General features: G+C 59.4%; 22 protein-coding genes. 9 read left to right on the top strand and 13 right to left on the bottom strand.

Annotation, left to right across the window (positions count from 1 at the left end; genetic code table 11):
• Positions 1-12 precede the first annotated feature (12 nt).
• The 4 genes from KW848_RS04560 to KW848_RS04545 form a co-directional block, all read right to left on the bottom strand.
• Positions 13-753, bottom strand: a complete 741-nt coding sequence (locus tag KW848_RS04560; protein WP_218535992.1) for a TorF family putative porin — start codon at positions 751-753, stop codon at positions 13-15.
• A 110-nt stretch (positions 754-863) separates the two neighbouring features.
• Positions 864-2,606: an amidohydrolase gene (locus KW848_RS04555; protein ID WP_218535990.1), complete on the bottom strand. Its 1,743-nt coding sequence runs from the start codon at positions 2,604-2,606 to the stop codon at positions 864-866.
• 17 nt (positions 2,607-2,623) lie between these two features.
• Positions 2,624-4,492, bottom strand: coding sequence for an amidohydrolase (locus KW848_RS04550; RefSeq protein WP_218535987.1), 1,869 nt, complete (start codon positions 4,490-4,492; stop codon positions 2,624-2,626).
• Between the two features lie 342 nt (positions 4,493-4,834).
• The gene (locus KW848_RS04545; protein WP_192410601.1) at positions 4,835-5,854 is read right to left on the bottom strand and encodes a helix-turn-helix transcriptional regulator; all 1,020 of its coding nucleotides are present in this window, start codon (positions 5,852-5,854) and stop codon (positions 4,835-4,837) included.
• Between the two features lie 238 nt (positions 5,855-6,092).
• Here KW848_RS04545 and KW848_RS04540 point away from each other — a divergent pair, with 238 nt between their 5' ends.
• The 5 genes from KW848_RS04540 (at position 6,093) to KW848_RS04520 (ending at position 9,003) form a co-directional block, all read left to right on the top strand.
• A complete protein-coding gene (locus KW848_RS04540; protein ID WP_218535985.1) occupies positions 6,093-6,392 on the top strand; it encodes a hypothetical protein in 300 nt (99 codons plus the stop codon).
• A gap of 213 nt (positions 6,393-6,605) precedes the next feature.
• Positions 6,606-6,953 (top strand): metalloregulator ArsR/SmtB family transcription factor, encoded by a 348-nt coding sequence (locus KW848_RS04535; protein WP_111448898.1) that lies wholly within the window; start codon positions 6,606-6,608, stop codon positions 6,951-6,953.
• A 56-nt stretch (positions 6,954-7,009) separates the two neighbouring features.
• Entirely contained in the window at positions 7,010-7,480 is a 471-nt protein-coding gene (locus tag KW848_RS04530) for an arsenate reductase ArsC (protein ID WP_095129038.1), read from the top strand.
• An 11-nt stretch (positions 7,481-7,491) separates the two neighbouring features.
• The gene (gene arsH, locus KW848_RS04525; RefSeq protein ID WP_218535982.1) at positions 7,492-8,184 is read left to right on the top strand and encodes an arsenical resistance protein ArsH; all 693 of its coding nucleotides are present in this window, start codon (positions 7,492-7,494) and stop codon (positions 8,182-8,184) included.
• 147 nt (positions 8,185-8,331) lie between these two features.
• Positions 8,332-9,003, top strand: a complete 672-nt coding sequence (locus tag KW848_RS04520; RefSeq protein WP_218535980.1) for a bifunctional 2-polyprenyl-6-hydroxyphenol methylase/3-demethylubiquinol 3-O-methyltransferase UbiG — start codon at positions 8,332-8,334, stop codon at positions 9,001-9,003.
• A 15-nt stretch (positions 9,004-9,018) separates the two neighbouring features.
• On the opposite strand, the gene KW848_RS04515 is transcribed toward KW848_RS04520, so the two are convergent.
• Both KW848_RS04515 and KW848_RS04510 read right to left on the bottom strand, forming a co-directional pair.
• The gene (locus KW848_RS04515) at positions 9,019-9,597 is read right to left on the bottom strand and encodes a DUF4157 domain-containing protein (RefSeq protein WP_218535978.1); all 579 of its coding nucleotides are present in this window, start codon (positions 9,595-9,597) and stop codon (positions 9,019-9,021) included.
• A 261-nt stretch (positions 9,598-9,858) separates the two neighbouring features.
• The gene (locus tag KW848_RS04510; protein ID WP_218535976.1) at positions 9,859-12,141 is read right to left on the bottom strand and encodes a heavy metal translocating P-type ATPase; all 2,283 of its coding nucleotides are present in this window, start codon (positions 12,139-12,141) and stop codon (positions 9,859-9,861) included.
• A 281-nt stretch (positions 12,142-12,422) separates the two neighbouring features.
• Here KW848_RS04510 and arcD point away from each other — a divergent pair, with 281 nt between their 5' ends.
• On the top strand, positions 12,423-13,913 hold the full coding sequence (gene arcD / locus KW848_RS04505) for an arginine-ornithine antiporter (RefSeq protein WP_218535974.1): 1,491 nt from the start codon (positions 12,423-12,425) through the stop codon (positions 13,911-13,913).
• An 88-nt stretch (positions 13,914-14,001) separates the two neighbouring features.
• Entirely contained in the window at positions 14,002-14,544 is a 543-nt protein-coding gene (locus KW848_RS04500; RefSeq protein WP_192410593.1) for an Hsp20/alpha crystallin family protein, read from the top strand.
• 122 nt (positions 14,545-14,666) lie between these two features.
• Here KW848_RS04500 and KW848_RS04495 read toward each other — a convergent pair whose 3' ends face one another.
• Positions 14,667-15,326 (bottom strand): c-type cytochrome, encoded by a 660-nt coding sequence (locus KW848_RS04495; protein WP_192410592.1) that lies wholly within the window; start codon positions 15,324-15,326, stop codon positions 14,667-14,669.
• Positions 15,327-15,736: 410 nt separating this feature from the next.
• On the opposite strand from KW848_RS04495, the gene KW848_RS04490 reads away from it, so the two are divergent.
• A complete protein-coding gene (locus KW848_RS04490) occupies positions 15,737-17,104 on the top strand; it encodes an erythromycin esterase family protein (protein ID WP_218535972.1) in 1,368 nt (455 codons plus the stop codon).
• Between the two features lie 16 nt (positions 17,105-17,120).
• Here the strand turns inward: KW848_RS04490 and KW848_RS04485 are convergent, their stop codons facing one another.
• From KW848_RS04485 to groL, 4 genes are all read right to left on the bottom strand, one after another.
• On the bottom strand, positions 17,121-17,777 hold the full coding sequence (locus KW848_RS04485) for a dienelactone hydrolase family protein (protein ID WP_218535970.1): 657 nt from the start codon (positions 17,775-17,777) through the stop codon (positions 17,121-17,123).
• Entirely contained in the window at positions 17,770-18,477 is a 708-nt protein-coding gene (locus tag KW848_RS04480; protein WP_218535968.1) for a phosphoribosyltransferase, read from the bottom strand. Before KW848_RS04480 ends, KW848_RS04485 begins: the two co-directional genes overlap by 8 nt.
• Before the next feature lie 58 nt (positions 18,478-18,535).
• Entirely contained in the window at positions 18,536-19,417 is an 882-nt protein-coding gene (locus KW848_RS04475; protein ID WP_218535966.1) for a universal stress protein, read from the bottom strand.
• Positions 19,418-19,770: 353 nt separating this feature from the next.
• Positions 19,771-21,387 (bottom strand): chaperonin GroEL, encoded by a 1,617-nt coding sequence (gene groL, locus KW848_RS04470; protein ID WP_218535963.1) that lies wholly within the window; start codon positions 21,385-21,387, stop codon positions 19,771-19,773.
• 580 nt (positions 21,388-21,967) lie between these two features.
• On the opposite strand from groL, the gene KW848_RS04465 reads away from it, so the two are divergent.
• Positions 21,968-22,201, top strand: coding sequence for a hypothetical protein (locus KW848_RS04465; RefSeq protein WP_111448910.1), 234 nt, complete (start codon positions 21,968-21,970; stop codon positions 22,199-22,201).
• 290 nt (positions 22,202-22,491) lie between these two features.
• Here KW848_RS04465 and KW848_RS04460 read toward each other — a convergent pair whose 3' ends face one another.
• Together KW848_RS04460 and KW848_RS04455 are read right to left on the bottom strand one after the other, a co-directional pair.
• Positions 22,492-23,853, bottom strand: coding sequence for an MBL fold metallo-hydrolase RNA specificity domain-containing protein (locus KW848_RS04460; protein ID WP_256365025.1), 1,362 nt, complete (start codon positions 23,851-23,853; stop codon positions 22,492-22,494).
• A 99-nt stretch (positions 23,854-23,952) separates the two neighbouring features.
• The gene (locus tag KW848_RS04455) at positions 23,953-24,873 is read right to left on the bottom strand and encodes a universal stress protein (protein WP_218536265.1); all 921 of its coding nucleotides are present in this window, start codon (positions 24,871-24,873) and stop codon (positions 23,953-23,955) included.
• Positions 24,874-24,926 lie beyond the last annotated feature (53 nt).

Below are 24,926 nucleotides of genomic sequence, written 5' to 3'. Positions count from 1 at the left end.
GGCTTTTAACGCTTAGAACGCCTTGCTGGCGCTGGCAACCACCGTGGCGGAGCACAAATCACCATAGCCGTACCAGCTCGTGCATTCGCTTTTCGACAGGTTGGTATCAATGTAGCTAAGGCCCCAGGTCACACCCACGAAGTCACGGGTCAACTTGGCTTCCCACTCGGTGTAGGCGTTACGGCTGTCGCCGTTGGCGGACCAGAAAGCCGGGTCTTTGACATCGTTGCGACCTACGCGCAGGTCCAGGCCGATATCGGCCGGCAATGCGATTTTGTAGCTGAGGTAGGTGTAAAGGGTGTCCTGATCCTCGCCAAACAAGTTCGGCGTATCGTTTGAGTAGTTGGCGCCGAGCTTCACGCCATATACGTCAAGGATGGCGTAGACCTCGCTCATGTTGAATTGGCCTTCCTTTGGATAGTCGTACTTGATGTACCCCAGGTCGAGGCTGATGGCCTCGGTCGCCTGCCAGTAGTAGCCCGCGTAATACTCGAGTTCCTGCCGGGTCTTGAACTCGCCGCCGAAATCGACGTTCGAGGTCCAGGCGCCCACGTACAGGCCGCTGCTGTGCACCAGCGTGGCGCCGGCCTGAGCCGCCGGGTCACCCAGGGTTTGCGAAATGCCACGGGAGCGGTAATCGCTGAAGACTCCCAGGGTCATGTCCAGATTGAAGTCATCGTTGAGTGTCAGTGCCTGGCTGGTCAGGGGTGCCAATACAAGTGTGGCAAGGGTCAAAACTGAGCGTGCGTTCATACAAGTCTCTTATTGTTATGGAGGTGCGGGTTATTTCAGGCATGGCGATGCCGAGCCCCTCGTCATGCGAGGAGCCAGGCGTCTGTTGCGGGGTGCGGGTGAGCGGAGGGTCAGGACGCGGGCGCGTACACCTCTTTGCCGGCGAAGAAGGTTTTCAGGACCTTGGTGTCGAACAGTTCGTCGTCGCTGACCTTGAAGACATCGCGGTCGAGGATGATCAGGTCGGCCTGTTTGCCGGGGGTCAGCGAACCAATCTGCTGCTCCAGGCGCAGGGCTTTCGCGGCATTGAGCGTGTAGGCGTAGAACATGGTCTGGCGATCGATGCTTTCCTTGGCATTCAACACGCCCAGCGGCCCTTTGCGCGTGCTGGCCTGAGCGATGGCGTTCCATGGATTGGGGCTGGACACCGGCCAGTCACTGCCCCCGGCGATGACCGCACCGGCGTTATGCAGGGACCTGGCGGGATACTGATATCCGTAAGCAAACGCGCTGATATAGGGTTTGACGAGCTCGACGGTGTAACTCTCGCCGGTGGCCCACAGCAATTGCATGGAGGCGATCACGCCAAGTTGCTTGAAGCGCGCAAACTCTTTGGGGTTGACCAGTTGCAGGTGGCTGATGCTATGGGCCACCGGTGTCGGGTTGAGTTTGCGCGCGTAGGCAAAACCATTGAGCGACTCACGCACTGCACGGTCGCCGACCGCATGCATGTGCACAATCCAGTCGCGCTTCTCCGCTGCCACCACCAACTCACCGAAGTGCGCGGGGTCGATCAGCAGTTGACCGTTTTTATGGCTGTTCTTGAAAGGAACGATCACCGCGGCGGTCTGCCCCGGAAACTCCAGAACGCCATCGGCGAATACCTTGATCCCAGGAAAACTCAGGTTAGGCACACCCTCGAATTTCTTCATCACCTTGGCCAGTACTTCCAGGTCGGCCGGCCGACTTTTCGGGTTGGTCAACAGCAGCGCGGCGACGTGGGCATTGAGCTCACCCTTCTCTGCCAGTTCGCGGTAAAGCGGCAGCACGCCGTAACTCTGCTCGGTTGCCTTGAAATCGAACAGCGAATCGCCGCTGCCGGCATTCGCCGCCGCGTCCATCCAGGCGGTGACGCCGTATTGATTGTTGACCTTCACCGCCTCGCGGGCGGCTTTCAACATGATCTCGTCGCTGGGCGCGGGGATCTGGCTGCGTATCAGGTCCCAGCGCGACTCGGCAAAATAGCCGTTAGGAGTGAAGTCCGCGTCATGACCCACATAGCTGCGATCCTGTTCCGAGAGGCCTTTTACCAGCGCCGCGTCGATCTTCAGGCGCTTGAGCATGGCGTTGTTGGCCCAGCCGGTGTGCCCGTCGATCCCGCTGAGGACCACCGGTTGATCCGCCCAGCGTCCTTGATTGAAGCGCTGGCCCAGCTCCCGGCTCTTGTCCCAATACGCCGAACTGACCCCGGCGATGCTGATCACATCACCGGCCCGCGCAATGCCCGCCTGATCCTGTTCGATGATCCACTGTTCAAGCTCCGGTAACGGTTTGACTTCATCCAGCAGGTTGGCGCCCATGCTGTCCAAGGCTGCAACCACCGGGTGACTGTGGGTATCAATCATTCCCGGCATCAGCACCTTGCCCGCCAGATCGATCCGTTGCGTGTGGGTGTCGGCCAGGGCGTTGATTTCGGCATTACTGCCCACTTTGAGGATCTTGCCGTCTTGCACGGCCACTGCCTGGACCAGTCCCTGACCGGGCTCGGCGGTGAAGACCTTGCCGTTGAACAACACAAGGTCAGCGGCGGCCATGGCCTGCACCGAAGAAAAAGCCAGGGCTGCGGCCAACAGGTTTGGAATAAATCGCTGCATCGGAACACTCTCTTTTTTTATTGGGCTGGGCGGGCGGCAGATGCCTGGGACAACGCCTTCGGATCAAAGCCAACGAACGGCGCCTTGGCCCACACGACCCGGCCGCCCACGACCGTCAGCAGCACGTTATTGCGGGCCAACGCCTCCTCGGGCACCTGCATGAAGTTCTTGTCCAGAACGATCAGGTCCGCAAACTTGCCCACCTCGACCGAACCGACGACAGCGTCCAGTTTCAGTTGCTCGGCAGCGTTGATGGTGATGGTGCGCAGCACTTCAGTGCGCGACAGCGCCGGGTCGGCATTCAGCCTGCCCGCATACTTGGGCCCGTAGCTGTGCGGGTTCAGCGGATCGCCTGAGCGGGTGACACCGATCTTCAGCGCCAGGAACTCGTCGAGCGGGTCGACCGGCCAGTCGCTGCCATACGCAACGCGGCCGCCGGCACGGGCGATGCTGCCCGATGGCTCCATGCGGGCAAATCGCGCTGCCCCTAAATGTTCGTTGGTGCCGTCGACCGTGGACGGTGCCTGCTGGGCCCACTGGAAGGACATGTTGGCGGTCACGTCGAGCGCTTTGAAACGCGCATAGTCGGCAGGGTCCACCGACTCGTTGTGAGTAATGGCTGGGCGGAAGCCATTGCCGGGCAGTTGCTGGCGCACGTATTCGATGCCGTTCAGTGAGTCACGCACCGCGCGGTCTCCGGTGGCGTGAAGGTGCGGATCGAGTCCAGCCTGAACGGCCTTCAGCAGCAGCGGCTTGAGCACTTGCGGCGGGAAGTAAAGCTCGCCGGTGTTCTTGCCGGGCGTCCACTTCGGCGCCGTATCGGTGCCGGCGTTGCGCAGGTACGGCGTCAACATGGCACCCGTGTCCGCCGGCGCGTTGATGATGCCGTCCATGAACAATTTGACGTGGCGCATGCTCACACCCGGCGCCGGTTTCGCTTCACCCTGGTCGTAGGTGGCGGCCAGTGCCTTGGCCTCGGCGATGGTTTTGTCCGGGTCGGCAGCGGCGGCGGCCGGGTCGAGTTTGATCGCCAACAACGCCCGGGCCGTCAGCTCACCCGACTGCTGCAGAGTCGTAAACGCTTTGCCGTTTTCCGGTCCCGACAAGGCATCGAAGAAACTGGTGATGCCTTGCTGGCGCATGGCGTCGAGCGCCGCGCGGGTCTGATTGAGTTTCTCGGCGTCGGTGGCGGGCGGCACCACGGCGGCCATGGCCTCGGCGGCTCCGTCTTCACAGATGCCGTTCGGGTTGCCGGCGCTGTCGCGCATGTACTTGCCATCACCGGGATTGGCCGTGTGCTTGTTGATGCCGGCGACCGCCAGGCCGCGAGAGTTGGTCAGCACCGTATGGAAGTCGGTGGAACGGACTTGAATTGGGCGATTGGTCTTGAGCGCGTCCAGTGTCGACTTGTCGGCGTCGCCGTCCAGTCCGGTCATGCCAATGCGGTCCCAGCTGCCCACTTCGAGCCAGACATCGGGGCCTTTGCCCTTGTCGGCGTCCAGGCACGCCTGAATGGTTTCCTGGAAAACCTTGCGGGTCATCGTCTGGTATTTCAGGTCGCACAAGGTCATGGCGCGGCCGCCATCCCCCGGATGCATGTGCGCATCAACGAAGCCCGGCATCAGCATGCGCCCCGCCAGATCGATCAGCTGTGTCTGCGTGCCGATGTACGAGGCAACCCCGGCATCGCTGCCGACATAAACAATCTTCCCGCCCGTGACGGCGATCGCCTGTTGCACGGAATTCTTGCCGTCGACGGTGTAGACATAGCCGTTGCGCATGACCATGTCGGCGCCTGTCGAAGCGTGTGTCTGACACCCCACCAGCGCCACACTGGAAAATGCCGTTGTCGCGGCAACGGCGATAAATAGCCTGGAAAATTTCAACTGCCTCACCTCTATTTTTATAGTTTTGGAAGTGGCCCGAACGGACGGTCGCAAGCCCCTGATATGCAGGGCATACCCTATAGAGCGCGGCGGTCGGATGGACCTCCACAAATGAGGAGGGGTAAGGCAAATACCGGTCAGCGAAGCAGCAACACATACTTTGTAGCAGCTGCCTTGTGGTGAGGGGATTTATCCCCGTTCGGCTGCGAAGCAGTCGTAAAACCATATGGCGCGGTGTATCAAGAAAATCGCATCCATCGGATTGACGACTGCTTCGCAGCCGAACGGGGATGAATCCCCTCGCCACAGGGCATTTGCCACAAGGTATGTGTTGTGCGCGGCTTAATGACGACGTGCAGTTTGCGCAGGCGAGGTCGATGAGCGCAGGACAGAACCCAGCTCCACTTTGCTCTTCACGCCGAGCTGCAAATAGCAGTTGCGCAGATAGGTGCGCACTGTGGCCGGACTCAGTGCAAGGATTTTGGCAATTTCCTTATAGGAATGGCCGGCGGCGAACAGCATCGCCGCCGTGCGCTCGCGTGGCGCCAACACCACTCCGCGCGCCTGCATTTCGAGTGACAGAATGACGTGCTCGGCGTTGGGGCTAAGCGTCATCGCAGTACGACCCAGGCGAATCACGCAGGGCGCCTTTTGCAGTTGTGCGATGACATCAACGGGAAGCATTGAACCGCTCCACCCAGGCAATTCGCGCTGAATCGCGGCGCACAGACTTGCGCCCACATACAGCAGACTGCCGTCCATCCGGGCGACCCCGAAGTCACTCGCCCCGTTGCCCGTGTCGCAGCGGATCATGTCCTGCACCTGAAAGCGCCACAACTGCAACAGATGGTCGCAGAACGCCGAAAACAATCCGTCCTCGCTGTCATTGAAAGCCTGTGCATGAAGGCCTCGGTAGAGACAAACGAAGAACACTAAGCCGCTTTCAGGGAGCTCGAACGTGATGCACATCAGGTGGTAGAGATCGTGCCGCCGTGCGAAGTCGTTCACCTCCTCGCAGGGATCGGTGAACCCACTGTCACGCACCACTTCCCCGGGTTGACTCAAGGTCTCCTGGGAAAATCGGTCGCTGACCGCCACTTTGTGCCATTCGACGGCAAACGACTCAGGCAGATTGATCCGCCCGTGCATCCAGCTTTGAGGAGTACTGGCGTCTGACGTCGACATCTCGCCCCACCATGCCGAAGCGAAGGGCACCAGTTGGCGGAAGGCCTGCAAGCCGTCGGCGATGAATTGGGAGGCGCCGCGATCTCGAGCAAGCCGCCCCAGGTGCAACACGCAACGATTGAACGCCTTTAGCGTTGCCAGCGACGTGTTGGCGCCGACCTCATCACCCTCCTCCATTGTTTTTATCCTGTTTACTACATGGCGTATTTTTTCGACGATGCCATAGGCGCGGTTATGGCGTCCAGCGAGTGAACGGATCACCCCTCACTGTCGTACGGTTTACTCCGGCTGTCAGCAAGATGACTCAAAAACGCTAATTGCGCTAAACCGACCCTAGGGCCGGCACAACACCATCTAATCTGAATAGAGTACGACCACAAACAAGCCTCTAGCCTCTTGATACAGGGGAGTTGGGATGACCGGAAAAACAGCACACCGATGCTCGTCATGGATCCTGCCCTCCCTGCTCGCCATCAACCTGGCGCTGACAGCGGGATGTTCAGGCAAAGCGACGACGGCTCGCTATTCGGTCTCAAGCCTGGGCGACAGCTGCTATGCAAAAGCACTTCCCACCGTCGGCGAGGGCGGCCTGGCCTGGGGCTCCACCTTGAACATGGCTCGCAAAAAATCCGTGGATAATTGCATACGCTACGCCGGGCGATCCGGTGGCACGCCGGATACCTGCAAAGTGGTGTTGGCGGAATGCAAAAATTAATAGAGCCGCAGAACCTGTGGGAGTCTGCTCGCGATAGCGGTCTTACATTCAACACATACATTGTCTGCCAGTCCGCCATCGTCGGATCGCCGCCCGGAGACAAGCTCGCTCCCACAAGGACAGGTCGTCTTCCTGACGTCGATCTGATTGGGTTTGCTCAATACATATGGATAGCCGTATATTCGGACAACCACATGTATTGAAGACGCTTCCATGCTGAACCCTGCCGCCGTATTCAAATGCCTGTCCGACGAAACTCGCACGCGGGCCACCTTGCTGATCACCCGTGAGGGAGAGTTATGCGTCTGCGAACTGGTCTGCGCCCTGAACGACAGTCAGCCGAAAATCTCCCGCCACCTCGCGCAGCTCCGGGCATGTGGCCTGCTGCTGGACCGCCGTCAGGGTCAGTGGGTGTATTACCGGCTCAACCCCGAACTGCCCAAGTGGGTTCGCACCATTCTTGAGACAACCCTGGAAGCCAACGCCGACTGGCTTGAGGAAAACAGCGCCCGACTCGAAGCGATGGGCGACCGCCCCCTCAACACTGCCGCCTGCTGCTGATCCACCACTTTATCTACCCTGGCCTTGCGCCTGCCCGCCTGAAAAGAGGAGTCGCCATGCGCGTTCTGTTCATGTGTACCGCCAATAGCTGTCGCAGCATTCTGTCCGAAGCGATGTTCAATCATCTCGCCCCGCAAGGCTTCCAGGCGATCAGCGCCGGCAGCTTCCCCAAAGGACAGGTGCTGCCGCGCAGCCTGACCACGTTGCAAGAGGCCGGGATTGCGATCGACGGGTTAAGCAGCAAAGGTAACGACGCCTTCGAGGCCAACCCGCCGGACATTGTCATCACCGTCTGCGACAAGGCCGCCGGTGAGGCGTGCCCGGTCTATTTCGGGCCGGCGTTGAAAGCCCATTGGGGATTGGAGGATCCATCAGAGGTGAAGGGGGACGAAACGGTCGCCGCCGCTGCATTCCACTCGACGCTTGCGCGCATCGAAACACGCTGCCGGGCGTTCCTCGCCCTGCCCTTCGCCCAACTTGATCGCGATGCACTGAAGCGCGAACTCGACCGCATCAGCACACTGTAACGGGAGCCCTCATGACCCACTCACTGCCTAATCTCGACGCCTCATTGATTCAGCCCATTGCCGGTGACGACGACCAACACAAACCACGAATCCTGTTGCTGTACGGGTCGACCCGCGCACGGTCATTCAGTCGGCTGCTGGTCGAAGAAGCCGCCCGTCTGCTCGAACACTTCGGTGCACAGACGCGGATCTTCAATCCATCGGGACTACCGCTACCGGATGACGCCCCCAGCGATCACCCGAAAGTTCAGGAATTGCTTGAGCTGATGCAATGGTCTGAAGGACAGGTCTGGTGTTCACCCGAGCGCCACGGCGCCATGTCTGCCGTATTCAAGGCCCAGATTGACTGGGTGCCGCTGGCCCTGGGCGCCGTTCGCCCGACCCAAGGGAAAACCCTCGCCGTCATGCAGGTCAGCGGCGGTTCCCAATCCTTTAACGTGGTGAATCAGCTTCGCGTGCTGGGACGCTGGATGCGGATGTTCACGATCCCTAATCAATCTTCCGTGCCGAAGGCTTTTCTGGAGTTTGACGAAGGCAACCGCATGAAACCGTCCGCGCTGTATGACCGGGTGGTAGACGTCATGGAAGAACTGGTGAAGTTCACGTTGTTGCTGCGCGAACGCCCGGATCTGGTTGACCGCTATTCCGAACGCAAGGAGTCGGCGGAAGTACTGACTCAGCGTGTTAATCAACGCTCGATTTGAATTCTGCGTCGTCCGAAGCCTCTACTACAGCCTGGGCTTTCTGACGCTGGCTGCCCGATATGAGCGGAGTAAAAGGCTGGTAAGGATTTTTCGATCCACCCGCACGTGTCCTATCCTTTTATCCAACCCACAACGCCGGTCACCGACATGCCCACCCCCGAATCCACCCTCCTCGACAGCTGGCACCACAACGCCCAGTCCTGGATCGACGCCATCCGCACCGGCGCCATCGAAAGCCGCCTCAAGGTCACCGACCAGGCCATCCTGCTGGCGGTGTTGGGCCGTCAGCCCGAGCACGTGCTCGACCTGGGCTGCGGCGAGGGCTGGCTGTTGCGCGCGCTGGCTGAACGGGGCATCAAAGCGGTCGGTGTGGATGGCGATGCGACGCTGGTCGAGGCGGCGCGGGCGGCGGGCTCTTCGCCGGTGCATGTGGCGAGCTATGAAGCATTGGTGGAAGCGAAGGTGGAGATCGGCCGCGACTACGACCTGATCTGCGCCAACTTCGCCCTGCTGCACCAGGACATCATCCCTCTGCTCACGGCCATGAACGCCCTGCTCGCCCCTGGCGGCGCGCTGGTGATCCAGACGCTGCATCCATGGACCGCAGCGGCGGGCGACTATCAGGATGGCTGGCGGGAAGAGACCTTTGCCGGGTTCAAGGGCCAGTGGCAAACCATGCCGTGGTACTTTCGCACCTTGTCCAGTTGGCTCAATGCGCTGGACATGGCCGGTTTTCAGCTGGCCGCCCTGCAGGAGCCGCAGCACCCGCAAAGTCCTGTGCCGCAGTCATTGCTGCTGGTGGCCGAGCAGCGGGGGTAAGTGCAATCGATCTCTTCAGTAATTCCCTTCCCGCCCCCACCGCCTGACCTCAGCCTGTATGGCATAGGCCGGCGCCTCCACAGCATTGAAATCCTGTGTATAGCGCTGGGCAAATACTTCTACCCCCCATTCCTGATACTGCTGCACATGCTTTAGTTCGTGAGCCCAAAGCGCAATGTCCTGCTCTGCAGTTTGAGCGTCCCGGAAGAGGATGATGTCGATCAGCGTCACGGCACCGACATCGGGGTTTTGCAGCATGGCCGTGGCGGCGTTGAATTGGCCGTTGTCGCTCACTTTGTAGCGCGCAGCATCGAGGACGCTGGGGTCGTACCAGCGCAGCAGTCGCTCCCGGATGTGCGGCGGAATGGGTTGGATGCCGGTGCCGGCTGCGTCAGCGCGGGCTTGGGTCAGCCACATCGCCAGGGCCGGGGCAGCGATCTGGTAGAGGTCATCAGGCACCCGGCCTGGCAGGCAGATGCAGCCGTCCAGGCACACTTGTGTCTCGCCGGCCGGGCAGGCGTTGGTCTGGGCTGGCACTTCAAGCGTCAGGCAAAGAACAAACAGCGCCACCAGGCGCGTGATGATGAACGGCATTGGGCGCTCCAGGGACGGACGCAGCGCGAACAGTGGGTCCCGATTGATCGACGATCCGCATGGCTTTAGCGTAGTCCCAAACCAAGCGCCCCCAAAATGCACGATTCAAGACCATCGTGGCACGCCCGTGCTCGTGCGCCAGTCAGAATCCAGCTGACGGACAATCGCTTCGACGTCTTCGAGGTATGGAGAAGCGATACAACGCTTATCACGCTCATCGGTATTACTCATTTCATCCCCCTTTTTGCCGGACTTGAATTTCTAGCGCCAATCCAGATAACGAAACAGTTCCTCCTCCTGATCAAAGTGCAGTCGCACGAGGGTATCCAGACGAATCAGCTGATGCTGAATCTCATCAGCAGATGCCGTTGCGGGGTCGGAACTGAAGTCGCTACTCATGCGCGCCAGTAAATGGATAAGACGAAAAATCTCCCGGTGAGCATGGCTCATAGCCGACATCGGGTCCTCGCCCGGCATGCTTCGCGTCAGCAGCGGGTACAGTGTGTTTTCATCTTCGTGTTCATGCTGCGCCAGTGATGTTTGCAGCTTGTCGACCAGTTCCTGCAAGTCGGTCTGTGCTTGCGCAAGTGGGCGCTGGGCAAAGTCGCTGGCCAGTTGGTGCAGATCGCTCAATACGGTGGAGAGTTGCTGGTGTTCGTCCTGCAGGCGATCGATATGCTCTGCGGCAAGCTTTCGTTTTTTCTGCCCCCACAACGGCCCCAGAGCCCGCAACGCGTTAAGGATAATCACCACGTCGATGCCCTCCTGCACCACGGCGCCAATCAGCGGCGGCAAGTAACCGATGGCCGCCACCGCCATGGCCAGCAACGACATCCCCATGCCGACCAACACACCCTGGCGAGCGATGTAGTGGGTGCGTCGGGCAATGTCCAGCGCCTCGACCAGACGGTCCAGACGATCCACCAACAGCACAACTCCAGCGGCTTGTGCAGAAGCAGTGGCACCGCTGGCCCCCATGGCCACGCCGACATTCGCCGCCGCCAGCGCGGGGGCGTCGTTAATGCCATCGCCGACCATCAATGTGCTCGTGCGCAGGCAACCTTGCTGTACAGCACGCACTTTATCCTCAGGGGTCAACCCGGCACGCAGCTCGTCAATCCCGGCAGACAGCGCAATCATCTCGGCGGTTTCCAGGCGATCGCCTGTGAGCATGACGATCTTTTCGATGCCCCTATTGCGCAGTCGACGCAGAGTCTGTGGAGTTTCGCGCCGAACCTTGTCCGAGAAAACCAGCAGGCCCGCGAGTTTGCCATCCACGTCAATGAAGCTTCCACTGCACGCCAGGTAATCCATGTGGCGCAGCATGGCGGCGGCCCAGTCAGTTTCAGGGGTGTCTTTGTGAGCAAAAGACAACGTGCCGAAACGCACCTGCACGCCATCGACCTGCCCACAAAGTCCAGAGCCTGGGTTTTCTTCTACGTCCTGTGGGACGCTGAGAGGCAATTGACGCTGATGCGCCGCTTCAACAATTGCCTGGGAGACAGGATGCGTCGAGGCCTGCGCGAGTGAAGCCGCCAGGCCAAGCAAATATTGCGGATCGGCCAGCCCATTCACCTCAACCGACTGCAGACGGGCGTGGCCGCTGGTCAGCGTGCCGGTCTTGTCGAGGAACACCTGCTTGACTCCGGCCAACGCTTCCAGGGTCACGCCGTCCTTGATCAGGATCCCGCGCCGCGCGGCTCTCGAAATACCCGACATGAAGGAGATCGGTACCGCCAGAATCAAAGGACAAGGTGTGGCCACCACCAGAACCGCCAGCGCTCGCAAAGGATCACCACTCAAATGCCAAGCGAATCCGGCAAGCAACAACGTCAATGGGATGAAGAACAATGCATAGCGGTCGGCCAGGCGCACGAAAGGTGCGCGCGAACGACGTGCCTCCTCGGCCAGCCGCACGATGCCGGCATAGGTACTCTGCGCGGCCGTTCGCGTAGCGATTAGCAGGATGGGCGCACCGACATTGGAAACGCCGCTGGGCAGTTGCTCGCCCTCTCGACGGGTGACGGGCAACGACTCACCGCTGAGCGCCGATTCGTCGAGAATGGCCGCAGGACTCAGCAGGCGACCATCGACCGGTATCACCTCTCCCAACCGCACCAGCAATGTTTGATTTAGCTGGACCTGCTCAATGGGGATCTGGCGCAAGCCGCCCTCCTCCTGCAGCCAGGCAAAACGTGGCGCCCGGTCGATGAGCGCACGAAGCTCGCGGTCGGCGCGTTGCTTGGTGAAAAACTCCAGGGTGCGTCCGGTCGCCAGCATCAAGGCAATCACCGCCGCCACCAGTGTCTGCTCAAAGACCAGGGCGGCAGTGATCGACAGCAGCGCGATCAGGTCGACACCGGCCTCGCGCCGGGCCAGGCGCCTGACGATTTCAACGAGCAGTACTGCGGACATCACCAGACTTCCCGCGGCCCAGCACCTCGAGGCCCAATCAGGTGCTTGCGCAACATACGCAATGCCGCCGGCCAGCAGCGTCAGTGCGGTGAGCAGCAACAGAACGGGGTCCAGCCACTTACTGAGCATCGAAGTGAGTTCCTTAAAAAAGCGATTTGCAGGCCTCGCCGTACAAACATCTGTCGCTCATCGAAGTAGAGCTTAGGACTCGAATGTCTTTTGTGTCCGCCGGGGGCCGCAATTGAGGCGTTGGACACAACGCAGGTCATGGCTGTGCCCGGACAAACCCGGTGTTTGCCTTCTTTCTGATCTAAATCAATCAGGCGTTGGACGGACATGTAGAAATTAGAGTCAGCATTCGCACCATCGCCTTCGATGAGTGCAGAAACTTTCGTTTCGTGGAGGCTCCCATGGCTACGCACCTGCAAGGCACCCAGCCGGTCATCCCGCCGACTGCCCACCCACTTGCAGGCAGTTTGCGAAAGGTGGAACCCAAACGCTTGTCCTTGAGCCTGCTGATTGCCCTGGTGGTCGGTTCGATGATTGGCAGCGGCATTTTCAGCCTGCCGCAAAACATGGCGGCCAGCGCGGGTGCCGGGGCGATCCTGATTGGTTGGCTGATCACCGGCGTCGGCATGCTGTCGCTGGCACTGGTCTATCAGACCTTGTCCAACCGCCAACCAGCACTGGATAACGGGGTGTTTGCCTATGCACGCGCCTTGGGTGGCGAATTCCTCGGGTTCAATTCAGCCTGGGGCTACTGGATCAGCGCCTGGATCGGCAACGTCAGCTACCTGGTGATTTTGTTCGCGGCCCTGAGTTATTTCTTCCCGCTGTTCGGTGAAGGCAATAACAAAGCAGCGATTGCCGGCGCGTCCGTGGTGTTGTGGTCGTTGCACTGGATGATCCTCAGAGGGATGCGCACCGCGGCCCGGGCCAACGCGTTGACCACGGTAGCCAAGATCGTACCGTTGCTGCTGTTTATCGGTCTGGTGATCGCGGCCTTCCAGCGTGAAACCTTCACTGTCGATTTCTGGGGCTCGCCCGCGCTGGGCAGCACCCTCGATCAAGTCAAAAGCACCATGCTGGTCACCGTTTGGGTGTTCATCGGGATCGAAGGCGCCAACGTGTTCTCCGCCCGCGCCGCAGAACGCGCCAATGTCGGCCGCGCCACGGTCATCGGCTTTGTCATCACCCTGTTGCTGTTGATTGCAGTGTCGTTGCTCTCGCTGGGCATTCTCAGACAACCTGAACTGGCCGCCCTGAAAAACCCTTCGATGGCCGGCGTGCTTCAGGCTGCCGCCGGGCCGTGGGGCGCGGTGCTGATCAGCATCGGCTTGATCATTTCGGTGGGTGGCGCCCTGCTCGCCTGGACGCTGCTGGCGGCGGAATCGGTGTTCACACCGGCCAAGGAAAAGGTCATGCCGGGATCGCTTGCTGTGGAAAACACCCAAGGTGTACCGGCCAATGCGCTGTGGATCACCAACGGCTGCATTCAACTGTTCCTGTTACTGACGTTGTATTCGAGCGCCAGTTACCTCGCGCTGATTTCCCTGGCCACCTCAATGATTCTGCTGCCGTACCTGTTCAGCGGTCTGTATGCGCTGAAACTGACCTGGCAGGGCCAGACCTATGCCGGCCACCGCGCCCTGCAACTACGCGATATGGCCATCGCCTCGGTCGCCACGCTGTATTGCCTGTGGCTGCTGTATGCCGCCGGGCCTAAATACATGTTGCTCAGCGCTTTGCTCTACGCCCCCGGTTCATTGATTTACCTGGTCACTATGAAGACTCGTCAGGGGCAACCGCTCAGCGGCCCCGAGACGGGACTGTTGATCATCATCTGGGTGGCGGCGGCCTTCGCCGGCTGGATGTTGTGGTCCGGGACACTGTCCTTGTAGGGGCCAGTGTGGCGTGTTTGTTCTGTCGTGGTGGGCCGCCAAACGGGTGTTTGCGATCCATCTCTATTACCCAAGAGGAGGAATCAAAATGAGCAACAGCGAAAAAAAAGTGCCGGTTCATAGCGACGACAAAGCCAGTCAGCATCCAGTGGTAACAGACCTCTGGCGCCCCTTGGAAAAACTTCGGCAACAGGTCGATCACCTGTTCGAAGACTTCAATCGCGGCTCAGGGCTGTCGCCATTCGGTCGCGGGCTGTTCGATGTCGAGCCGCTCTGGCGTCGGGAACTGATCGCTCACAGCCTGCCTGCCGTGGACATCACCGAGAAAGACAAAAGCTTCGAAATCACTGCCGAACTGCCCGGTATGGATCAGAAAAACATTGAGATCAAACTGTCCAACGGCAGCCTGATCATCAAAGGCGAAAAGAAAGAGGACAAGGAAGAAAAAAGGAAGGGTTATCACCTCAGCGAGCGTCACTACGGTTCCTTCGAGCGGGTGTTCAACCTGCCCAAAGGGGTCGATGCCGATAAGATCGACGCGAGTTTCAGCAAAGGCGTGCTGAGCATCTCGCTGCCGAAAAAGCCCGAAGCCATGAAAGCGGATAAGGTCGTGCCGATCAAAGGCGAGTGAACCCCAGACCGCCCTGCCCCTTGCCGGGAAACCGGCGGGGGCTTTTTTTTCATTGAATCAGCCGATCTTGCGACCTTGTCATTGGTTTCAGTTCAAGCTCATTACAGTCACCTCGGAGACCACTATTTTTTGGCCCCGAGTGTCGCCATGTAATGAGCGACAGATTCGGCATCCGCATCAGACAGTGCGTGAGCAATCTGCTTCGTCAGGTCACCCCGGGGACGCTGGTTGGCTTGTTGAAAAACCTTGATCTGGCGAATCATATAATCGGCATGTTGACCCGCCAGGCGGGGAATCTCGCCACTGCCCTGACCGTCAGCACCATGGCACGAACTGCACTGCGCGATGCCCGCACCAGGCGAGCCCTGGCGAAAGATCAATTCACCGCGGGCATCAGGCGTGTCGGCATCCGCCTTCATGGGGCTCTGACTTGAAAAATAGTCGGCCAGCTCGGCAATCTGGGTCTCTGTCAGATGGGTAAAACCCCACATGTACTGAGTCCCGGCTTTATCGTTGCGTGCATGGCTCTTGAAGTCAGCCAGCTGCAACTTCAGGTACTCTTTTTGCTGCCCGGCCAACTTGGGAAACGTTGGCGAGATGGATTCCCCTGTCAGCCCATGGCATTGGGCGCAAACCTGGTCCGCCATGGCGATACCGGACATGGGCGACGTTGTTTGCGATGTCTCTTCGCTCGTACGGGTACAGCCCATGAGCGCTGCTACGCAGAGGGCAAGAGTAAGATGTGATCGGTTGAAAGAACTCTTCATGCCAAATGCTTCCATGATCTACGCCCCTGTGTTCAGCGGATCAATACGCGTCCTTCACTTACCGTTCAATGCCCTGCCCTGATGACCGCCCTAGGCTGGAGCCTAGCTAGACGCAGACCATTTACAAGGTCAAAGGAAAATGAGCCTTCCAAGCCTGCATTCGGAATAACGCCCATCGCGTCAGGTCATATTCAGCAGCCAACGAATACTGGATCCCGGTACCTACGCTTAAGGCATCGCGCTCTTTATTGACGAATCTCAATTGTTCGTCTGGTTCAAGGTGTAGGAATAATCAAACAGGTGACGAAGCAACACAAAGGCTTGCGCTTAAACACAATGTGTCGAGCCCCTGCCGATTGATTTCGGGCGGTTGAGCGCAAGCGCAATACCGCTGGCGGTAACCCACCCTTATGGGGATGACGGTCATGAACACACCCTCCCAAGACATGCTGGATAAACTGTATGGCTCACCTCGGCACATTGACCAGGCCGCCATCGCACCTCTTCTGCGCCAATACGCTGAGCCTCTGCCGGCGCTGGATTCATCCGCGTTTGGTGAAATGTTCGATCGCTACGCGGATGCGCGCGTGGTGATGATCGGTGAGGCCAGTCATGGCACCAGTGATTTTTATCGAACCCGGGCGGCGATTACCCAAAGGCTGATCGAGCGGCACGGGTTCAATATCGTGGCGGTTGAAGCAGACTGGCCGGACGCCGGCCACGTCGACCAGTACGTCCGGGGGTTGGCGCATTCCGCGTGGAAGCGCCACATTTTCAGCCGGTTCCCGACCTGGATGTGGCGCAACAGCGAGGTAAAGGCTTTCACCCACTGGCTGCATCAGTACAATCACCAGCACGCCGCTGACCGTCGCGTTGAGTTTCGCGGCCTGGATGTCTATAGCTTGCGCAACTCCATTCATGAAGTGCTGGCCTATTTGGACCGGGTCGACCCGCCTCTGGCCCATGAAGCCCGGCGGCGCTATGGCTGCTTGACCCCGTGGCAGGATGATCCCGCGCTGTATGGCCACTTCGTCGAACGTGGCGGTGTGATGCCCTGTGAACAAGCGGTGATCGAACAGCTCAACGCCATGCTGGCCGAACAACTGGCGGGGCTCATCCAGAACGACGAGGCGTTCTTCAATGCGGCGCAAAACGCCCGCGTGGTGCAGGCGGCGGAGCAGTATTACCGGGCGATTTATCGAGGGTCCACCGCCTCGTGGAACCTGCGTGACCGGCACATGTTCGACACACTACGGGCCCTCCTTGAGCACCGGGGCCCGCAAGCCAAAGCTGTGGTCTGGGCGCACAATTCTCATATCGGCAACGCGGCCGCCACGGAAATGGGCTGGAAGGGCCAATTCAACATCGGTCAGCTGTGCCGCAGCGCCTATGGACGCGATGTCGTTCTGATCGGTATGAGCACCGACCGTGGCCAGGTGGCTGCGGCCGATGACTGGGACGGTGACATGCTGATCAAGGACATCCGGCCCTCTCGCCCGGACAGTTGGGAGCATCAGTTCCTCAAGGCGGGTGTGCCGGCGTCATTGACCGACTGGCGAGACCCAACGCGCAAAGAGTTGCGCCGGGTGTTGTCCAAACCGTTGCTGGAACGGGCCATCGGGGTGATTTACCGCCCCAAAACCGAGCGTGGCAGTCACTACTTCGAAGCGATGCTGGCCGAACAGTTCGATGCCATGATCTGGATTGAACAGACCCAACCCGTAACAGCACTGGCGCTGCCGAAAAGCCAGAAACTCGAACCGGAAGACGAAACCTATCCGTTTGGCGTGTGAGGCCGATCAAGCGTTTTCAGTCGGGGCCGTGCAGATGCTTCTCGAACCAGTCGCCAGCGAGTCTGGCGACTTCCTCAAGGGCCCCCGGTTCTTCAAAAAGATGGGTAGCGCCCGCCACGATCTCCAGATGCTGCTCACACCGCAAGGCATGACAGCTTTGGTCATTCAGTTCGAGTACCACCGGGTCCTGGGCGCCAACGATCTGCAGAGTGGGCGCCCTCACCTGCGACAATGCCGCACCCGCCAGGTCGGTACGCCCTCCTCGGCTAACCACCGCATGCACCACCTCCGGGCGCACGGCCGCCGCCAACAACGCCGCCGCCGCACCGGTGCTGGCGCCGAACAGACCGATTCGTAGCGAGTGCAATTCCACGTCGCGACCGACCCAGTCGATGACCTCCACCAGTCGCCTGGCGAGCAAGGCGATATCGAAACGTAGCTCCCGGGTGAGGTTGTCCAGGCGTTGCTCTGGCTCCGTGAGCAGGTCGAACAGCAGCGACGCCAGCCCCCTGCTGGCCAGCGACTCTGCAACATACTGATTGCGCGGGCTTGTATGACCACTGCCGCTGCCATGCACGAAGACCACCAGAGCGCTGGCGTTGGTCGGCAGACGCAAATCGGCTGATAACTCAACGTCCCTCAGGTCCAGCTGTCGATATTGCGACTCAGTCATCGACGTTCCCCTGAGTCGAGGCGCTGGTGGCAGACTCTCGCTGCCAGGCCCGCATTAACAAATCTATGACCTCTTCGTCTGAAGTCTGGGGAAATCTCAAGTACCAATAACCGATCGACATCATCCACTCGGGAATCAGCGGGCAGATCACCTCGTTGACTTCACTGCGCAGTGCCTCCACCGTTTCCAGCGGCGCAACCGGCACGGCGACGACGATGCGAGACGGTGCTTGTATTCGCACGGCGTGGATTGCCGCCATCATCGAGGCCCCGGTTGCCAGGCCATCGTCGATCAGGATCACCACCTGATCCTTCAGTCGCACGGGGGGGCGGGTTCCGCGGTACACCTGCTCACGACGCAACAGCTCCTGTGTTTCGCGCGCGAGCACGGCATCGAACGCGGCCGGGGTAATGGGGTGCGCCCGCAAGGCGTCTTCATTAATGATTTGTATACCGCCACTGGCAATGGCGCCCATGGCGAACTCCGGCTGGGACGGAACGCCCAGCTTTCGGACCAGCATCAGGTCCAGGCGCACGTCCAGGGCCTTGGCCACTTCATAGGCGACCGGAACGCCGCCACGGGGCAAGGCGAGGACGATGACATCGGGTCGATGGGCGTATTTGAGCAACGGTTCCACCAGACGTCGACCGGCTTCTGCCCGGTCCTCCAATGTGGTTTGCAATGAGGGGCTTTGACTCATGAAAAACCTCCTCAGGCAATGACGCCTGTCGTTTCGTTACAACATGGCCTTGTCCGTTCTAGACCGCCAGAACACTACAAGGCACCTGGTACAGAATATGTTCGGTCGTACTGCCCAGCAGCTTCTCCAGGCCGTGGTACTGGACTCTGCCCATCACGATCACATCCACCTGCTGCTCGTTGGCAAAATCGCTCAACGCCGAGACCGGGTGTCCGAGAACGAAATGCCGGCGGTCAGAGGGTACGCCGTACAGACCGGCCAGTTTGATGAACGATTGTTCCTCGGTTGTGCGCAACTCTTTGGTGATGTCTGAAAGCGCGAGACCACCCATGTCCGCCAGATACACCCCCGAAAGATCGCAGGCATACAGCAGGTGCAACTCGGCATCACACTGCAACGCCAGGTTGGTGGCTTGTTGAATGATCCGCTCATTCAGTTCGCTGTTTGCAGGCTCGGTGTCCGAAACGTCAACCGCCGCCACGACCTTGCGTGGCAAGGCATGACCGCCGCCCACCAGATAGACCGGTATCGGGCAGTGGCGCAGCAAGTGCCAGTCCAGCGGGGTGAAAAACGCGCGCTTGAGCGCTGATTCTTGCTGGATTTCCTTAATCAACAGGTCGGGCTGCAGTTCCTTGACGTGATCCAGGATGTCTTGCTCCATGTCATCAGCCCAAGCCACCTCGGTGGTCACCTCGATCCCTCTGCCACGCAGAAGTTTGGACTGGTCCTCCAGCCAATCGCGATGGTCCTGCAGGTAACGCGCCCGAGCCTTTTCCCGGTCGCCTTCTTCGAGCAGCGACAACAGTTTCAACGCAGGAATCAACGTCGCAATATGCAAACGTGCACCGCTGGCCTTGGCGAGCGCTGCTGCATGGTCGATTGCCGGAGAATGGCGCAGGGCCAGGTGGATGATGAGTAACAACTGTTGATACTGGCTCATGGTCTGACTCCAGGCAGAGGGCTTCAACGCCTGCCGTTGGCCTCGTAGGGCTCAGCCGGTGCGTCCACGCCGGACCAAGCACCAGCGTTGATTCAGGTTGCTCCTCTGGAAAGTGCCTGACGTTGATAAATATCAACTACCGGCGTGAGCCCCCGTAAGAGGAGCAGCCTTTCATTCCACCGTACTTGATCACTATCAATCGGAGCGGGCCTTCCCTTCTTCACACTGCCGAAAAGTCCGCCGATGGCGTGGAGGCGAGAGTGAACAACCTGCACGGCGAAAACCCGCTGCTCAGTCACCTGGCGTTGATCGAGACGTCCTCGTATACGTGAGCGTTACCCCTTTCACAGCCATCACTCAGGGAACGGTGGCTGGCCAGGTGATTCCTTTTCCGGAATATCAGTCATGGTCGCCTCGGTCAGCAGCAAGATACTGGCGACTGAAACAGCATTTTCGAGGGCAATACGCACCACCTTGGTCGGATCAATGATGCCGGCTTCATACATGTCGACATAGCAATTGGCGGACGCATCGAAGCCAATGTTCCCAGGTTCCGCAAGCATGCGTGCAACCACGACGCCGGCATCCACTGCCGAATTTTCAGCGATGAGTCTGGCCGGCGCTTCCAGCGCCCGGCGAAGAATCTGCAAGCCTGTCCTGGCATCACCCTCATAGCGGGCCTCTTCGGCGGCGATAATCGGGACGGCCTTGAGCAGCGCAAGACCACCCCCCGGAACAATGCCTTCGGCGATCGCCGCCCGGGTCGCTGAGATAGCATCATCCAGTGCATCCTTGCGCGCCTTCATTTCGGCTTCGGAAGGCGCTCCGACCCGGATCACCGCGACACCACCAGACAGCCTGGCCAGTCGTTCCTGAAGCTTTTCACGGTCGTAGTCGCTGGTGGTGCTGTCTATTTGCGCACGGATCTGCTGCAAACGCGCCTCAATGGCCTCGTGTGTACCGGCGCCCCCGATCAGCGCTGTGCTGTCTTTTTGCACCACGACTCGATGTGCACGTCCCAACTGGTTCAGTTCCACCTGTTCGAGGGTGACGCCCAGTTCGTTGGAAACCACCGTTGCCCCGGTCAGAACGGCCATGTCCTGAAGCATTTCCTTGCGCCGATCCCCAAAGCCTGGCGCCTTGATTGCCACCGCTCGCAGAACACCTCTTATCTGGTTGACGACCAGCGTGGTCAACGCCTCACCTTCGATGTCGTCTGCGATCAACACCAGCGGTTGCCCGCTTTTGGCAACGAGTTCGAGCAAGGGCAGTAAGTCTTTGAGTGCACCGATCTTATGGTCACAGAGCAACAAGTAGGCGTCATCGAGTTCGACCTGCATCTTCTCGGCATCGGTGACGAAATAGGGTGAGACATAACCCCGGTCAAACCGCATGCCTTCCATGACTTCGACCACTGTTTCGGTGGTCTTGGACTCCTCGACACTGACGACGCCTTCAACGCCGACCTTTTCCAGGGCGTCTGCCACCAGCTGACCGATGACAGCATCGTTATGCGCCGACAGCGTGGCGACCTGGGCCTTTTCCTTGGGCGTGCTGACCGGGCGCGACTGGGCGGCGAGGGATTCCACGACCAACAACAGCCCACGATCCAGGCCGCGCTTGAGGTCGATCGCACTGGCACCCGCAACGACGTTGCGGATGCCATCGGCCAGGATTGCATGGGCCAGCACCGTTGACGTACTGGTCCCGTCCCCTACCGCATCGCCTGTGCGCTCGGCCGCCTGACGCAGCATTTGTGCACCCAGGTTTTCCTCGGGGTCGAGCAGGTCAATGCGTTTGGCGATCGTGACGCCATCATTGCAGACCGTCGGATTGCCCCACTTATTCTGGATCAATACCGATTTTGATTTCGGCCCCAGCGTCACGCGCACGGCATCCGCCAACTGTGTGGCGCCACTCAGGATTTTCTCGCGAGCTGCAGCACGAAACACGATTTTAGTGTGAGCCATCAGGGTGCTCTCCTGGCCAGTTTTACAACAAGTACGTTTTTTCAGCTTCTATGAACTGGCCCGTGCGACGTTGACTTTTATCAACAAACTCACAACGCCACCGCGCCCCAAATCGCCCAAAGAATGCGCGCACCCTCGGGATGACCGACTGTCAGTTCACGTCCCGGAATTGACAAAGATCAATTCGCGCAGCAAGAAACCGAGTCCAAATGACGGTGTGTGTTCAGCAGGCTGAAAGGAGAAGGGATCTGTTTTTCGGTCACGGTTTCACGGTTATAGGTGAGTTTTTTTCCCATTTGATGCGCGAGAAAAAAAGCCATGGACAAGTTTCAGCAAAGTCAAAAAAGCAAGCTGTTCAAAACATCCACTCATGATCCGTATTGCTTGCAGCGGGTTGAGGGGTCAGCCATCTGCCCGCAGTGTGACGCGGTCTATCAAGCCGGGAACCGGGCTTGGAAACACCCTGAAAAACGACTGGACACGTGACGAATAGAACCGGGCGCGGTTGTCTCAATATGGAAAGTTGAGGGGGACCAGGACACCCAGCTCACCTTCTTGTGCTTCCAGAAGGAGTACGACCATGGTCATCAATGAATCAGCCATGCCGCATTCAGCCAACCTTGAATCGAGCAGCCGCAGCAGGGCGTTGTTTTTTGAAGCCGACCGTTTGAACGATCAAGCCTACGCACTGTTGAACGAGCCCGTTTCGACGCAAACCATCCATAAGTTTTCTGACGCGAAAAAACGGGCGGATGAAAAATACCGACAAGCCTGGCAGGAATGGTTGCACACCAGGGACAAGAACAACCGATGACAGCACGTGAATGCTTGTGCCACGCCCTCCCCATCATCCAGAGACAGGCGTGAGGGATCTGCGATGGCGCTTCGAACGCTGACGACGGTAGAAAATACGCTACACACATTCAGCTGACACCATGTACACCAGGCTGATCGTCAACACCGCAAAGTGGCGGCCATCGGCTCATTGGCCGACATTGAAGGCCTCGTCAACGGCGCCGCTGGCACTCAGGTCAGTACAGCCGAGGAAGGTATCCGTTTTCACTCACCTCAAGACGGCTTCCATCCCCGCTCGCCAGGACCGGTTTACTGGGTCAGCTCAACACTGTCGCGATACTCCGGCACCGAGACCGACCACCCCAGCTCCAGGCTGATACGTCGACGCAGCACATCCGAGGCATTGGGTTCGCCGTGCACCACGTAGGTGTGTTTCGGCGGCTGCTTGAACCCGCGCAGCCATTGCATGATTTCATCGGCGTCGGCGTGCGCGGACAGGGTTTCCATCGGCACCACCTCGGCCCTGATCGGCACATCCTTGCCGTGAATGCGCACCGAAGGCGCGCCTGCGACAATTTGCGCGCCACGGGTACCGCCGGCCTGGAAACCAGGTACGAGTAACGTATTGATCGGGTTGGGGGCCAGCGCCTTGAGGTGGTGGATCACACGCCCCCCCGTGGCCATGCCGCTGGCAGCGATAATCACCGCCGGGGTGCGCTGCTGATCCAGCTTGATCGAATCTGCGGTGGTGCGCACGAACTGCGCGATGTGACACATGCCTTCGCATTCTTCGGGGGACAAACGGTGCTCGCTGCGAAAACGCTGGTACAAACTTGTGACGTCGGTGGCCATCGGGCTGTTGAGATAGATCGGCACATCGGGAATCGCGTGTCGTTGTTTCAGCCGATACAGGTGGTACATCAACAGTTGGGCGCGCCCTACTGCGAACGACGGAACCAAGGTGATGCCATGACGCAGCGTGGTGCGGGTGATGACTTCAGCCAATTGCGCCTCCGGCGACTCGACTGGATGCTTGCGATCACCATAGGTCGATTCCACGAGCAGATAATCAGCCTGCTCGACGGTTTCTGGAGCGAACATCAATGGATCATCCGGCCGCCCCAGATCCCCTGAACAGACCAGTGTGATGCCATCGGCGATCACCTCCACCGTCGCTGCACCCAAAATATGCCCGGCACAACGAAGCTGGATGGTCATGCCTGGGACAATTTCGACCTTGTGGTGCAACTCCACGGGCCGTAACAGTTTCAGTGCCCGCTCGGCATCTTGCTCGGTATAAAGCGGCAACGCCGGGTTGTGCCGGGAGAAACCATGCCGATTGGCGAACTCGGCGGCCTCTTCCTGCAAGCGGCCGCTGTCCAATAGCAGGATCCTCGCCAGTTCACAGGTGGCGGGCGTGGCATACACTGGCCCACGGTAACCGCTGCGCACCAAGACGGGCAGGTAGCCGCTGTGATCCAGATGGGCATGGGTCAGGACGATAGCGTCGAGGTTCTCAACCGGAAGCTGGAACGGGTCCCAGTTATGCAACCGCAGTTGTTTATAGCCCTGGAACAGGCCGCAATCGATCAGTACGTGTTGGTCGCGGTGTTCCAGCAGGTATTTGCTACCGGTGACCGTGCCTGCTGCACCGAGAAATGTCATTCGCATGGCCGCCTCCTTGAACATTCATGGGAGCGCTATTGATCGCTCCTTTTGGCGCAAGAGCCGTTGATTTTTATCAACAGCGGGTGCGACCGGGTCGTCGTTTTAGTCAAGCCAGGGCAATGGCTTGACGATCGTCAAGCTGCACGGGGCCCTGTTCAGTACGCTCTCGGCAGTACTGCCGATCAACCTGTCGATCCCGTGGTGATAGACCGTACCCAGCACCACCATGTCGAATGCATTCTGTTGGGCGAAAAGTCCGATCACCTTGTGGGGAATGCCGGTCAGTAGATGCTGGCATTTTTTTTCAATGCCATAGCGTTCGACAAGTACCTCAAAAGCTTCCTCCTGGGCATCGTTGACCGCGTCTCTCAAACTGTTATCCAGACTCGGTGTCGGCACACTCCTCGTCGCGTCGCCCATCACCGACCAGTTGTTGACATTCAACACGTGCAAGGCGGCGTCACAGGAGGCCGCCAACGTTGAGGCGAGGTCGAGAATCCGGTCATTGAGCCCTTGGGTCAGTTCCTCCAGATGGGACAGATCGATGGTCGCGAGAATTTTCAACGGTTTGGGATTTTTGGCTTCAGTAACCAGATGCAAGGGGGCCGGACAGTTGCGCAGCAACAGCCAGTCCAGAGGACGATGGAATGCGCGATCGAGTGCCGGTACGTGCTGGGTGTCTTTGATCACCAGATCCGCATGGAAGTCATTGACGTACTCAAGGATATTCGCCGGGGTGGACTTGGCCCAGACGACCTCGGTGGTTACCGGCAACCCGATGCATCGTTGAAACCGGGCTTGTTGCTCCAGCCAGTGTCGATGCACCTGCAAGTAGCCCTCCCGTGCCTGAGCCATCGCATCGTGATCAAACAGCCCGGCCACCGCCAGCGCCTGCACATAGTCGAACGCGACGATGTGCAACAAGGCTCCGGTGGCACAGGCCAGTGCATGCGCCCGGTCAAACGCCGGGGTGCGGGTCATGTCGGTGGGGGCAATCAATAGGATACGTTTAAGTTTCAACATCATAGACCTCGTCCTTGGAACGCGTTACCTGGCGGACTGCAAACCCGACTTCC

The organism is Pseudomonas sp. PDM25 (genome assembly GCF_019219045.1).
Taxonomy (GTDB): domain Bacteria; phylum Pseudomonadota; class Gammaproteobacteria; order Pseudomonadales; family Pseudomonadaceae; genus Aquipseudomonas.
The sequence above is the reverse complement of the archived record's forward strand: the minus strand, read 5'-3'. Positions and strand labels throughout refer to the sequence as shown.

Coding starts and splice junctions, on each gene's coding strand:
- KW848_RS04560 (WP_218535992.1), bottom strand. CDS start 753: ATGAACGCACGCTCAGTTTTGACCCTTGCCACACTTGTATTGGCACCC.
- KW848_RS04555 (WP_218535990.1), bottom strand. CDS start 2,606: ATGCAGCGATTTATTCCAAACCTGTTGGCCGCAGCCCTGGCTTTTTCT.
- KW848_RS04545 (WP_192410601.1), bottom strand. CDS start 5,854: ATGGAGGAGGGTGATGAGGTCGGCGCCAACACGTCGCTGGCAACGCTA.
- KW848_RS04540 (WP_218535985.1), top strand. CDS start 6,093: ATGACCGGAAAAACAGCACACCGATGCTCGTCATGGATCCTGCCCTCC.
- KW848_RS04535 (WP_111448898.1), top strand. CDS start 6,606: ATGCTGAACCCTGCCGCCGTATTCAAATGCCTGTCCGACGAAACTCGC.
- KW848_RS04530 (WP_095129038.1), top strand. CDS start 7,010: ATGCGCGTTCTGTTCATGTGTACCGCCAATAGCTGTCGCAGCATTCTG.
- arsH (WP_218535982.1), top strand. CDS start 7,492: ATGACCCACTCACTGCCTAATCTCGACGCCTCATTGATTCAGCCCATT.
- KW848_RS04520 (WP_218535980.1), top strand. CDS start 8,332: ATGCCCACCCCCGAATCCACCCTCCTCGACAGCTGGCACCACAACGCC.
- KW848_RS04515 (WP_218535978.1), bottom strand. CDS start 9,597: ATGCCGTTCATCATCACGCGCCTGGTGGCGCTGTTTGTTCTTTGCCTG.
- KW848_RS04510 (WP_218535976.1), bottom strand. CDS start 12,141: ATGCTCAGTAAGTGGCTGGACCCCGTTCTGTTGCTGCTCACCGCACTG.
- arcD (WP_218535974.1), top strand. CDS start 12,423: ATGGCTACGCACCTGCAAGGCACCCAGCCGGTCATCCCGCCGACTGCC.
- KW848_RS04500 (WP_192410593.1), top strand. CDS start 14,002: ATGAGCAACAGCGAAAAAAAAGTGCCGGTTCATAGCGACGACAAAGCC.
- KW848_RS04495 (WP_192410592.1), bottom strand. CDS start 15,326: ATGGAAGCATTTGGCATGAAGAGTTCTTTCAACCGATCACATCTTACT.
- KW848_RS04490 (WP_218535972.1), top strand. CDS start 15,737: ATGAACACACCCTCCCAAGACATGCTGGATAAACTGTATGGCTCACCT.
- KW848_RS04485 (WP_218535970.1), bottom strand. CDS start 17,777: ATGACTGAGTCGCAATATCGACAGCTGGACCTGAGGGACGTTGAGTTA.
- KW848_RS04480 (WP_218535968.1), bottom strand. CDS start 18,477: ATGAGTCAAAGCCCCTCATTGCAAACCACATTGGAGGACCGGGCAGAA.
- KW848_RS04475 (WP_218535966.1), bottom strand. CDS start 19,417: ATGAGCCAGTATCAACAGTTGTTACTCATCATCCACCTGGCCCTGCGC.
- groL (WP_218535963.1), bottom strand. CDS start 21,387: ATGGCTCACACTAAAATCGTGTTTCGTGCTGCAGCTCGCGAGAAAATC.
- KW848_RS04465 (WP_111448910.1), top strand. CDS start 21,968: ATGGTCATCAATGAATCAGCCATGCCGCATTCAGCCAACCTTGAATCG.
- KW848_RS04460 (WP_256365025.1), bottom strand. CDS start 23,853: ATGCGAATGACATTTCTCGGTGCAGCAGGCACGGTCACCGGTAGCAAA.
- KW848_RS04455 (WP_218536265.1), bottom strand. CDS start 24,873: ATGTTGAAACTTAAACGTATCCTATTGATTGCCCCCACCGACATGACC.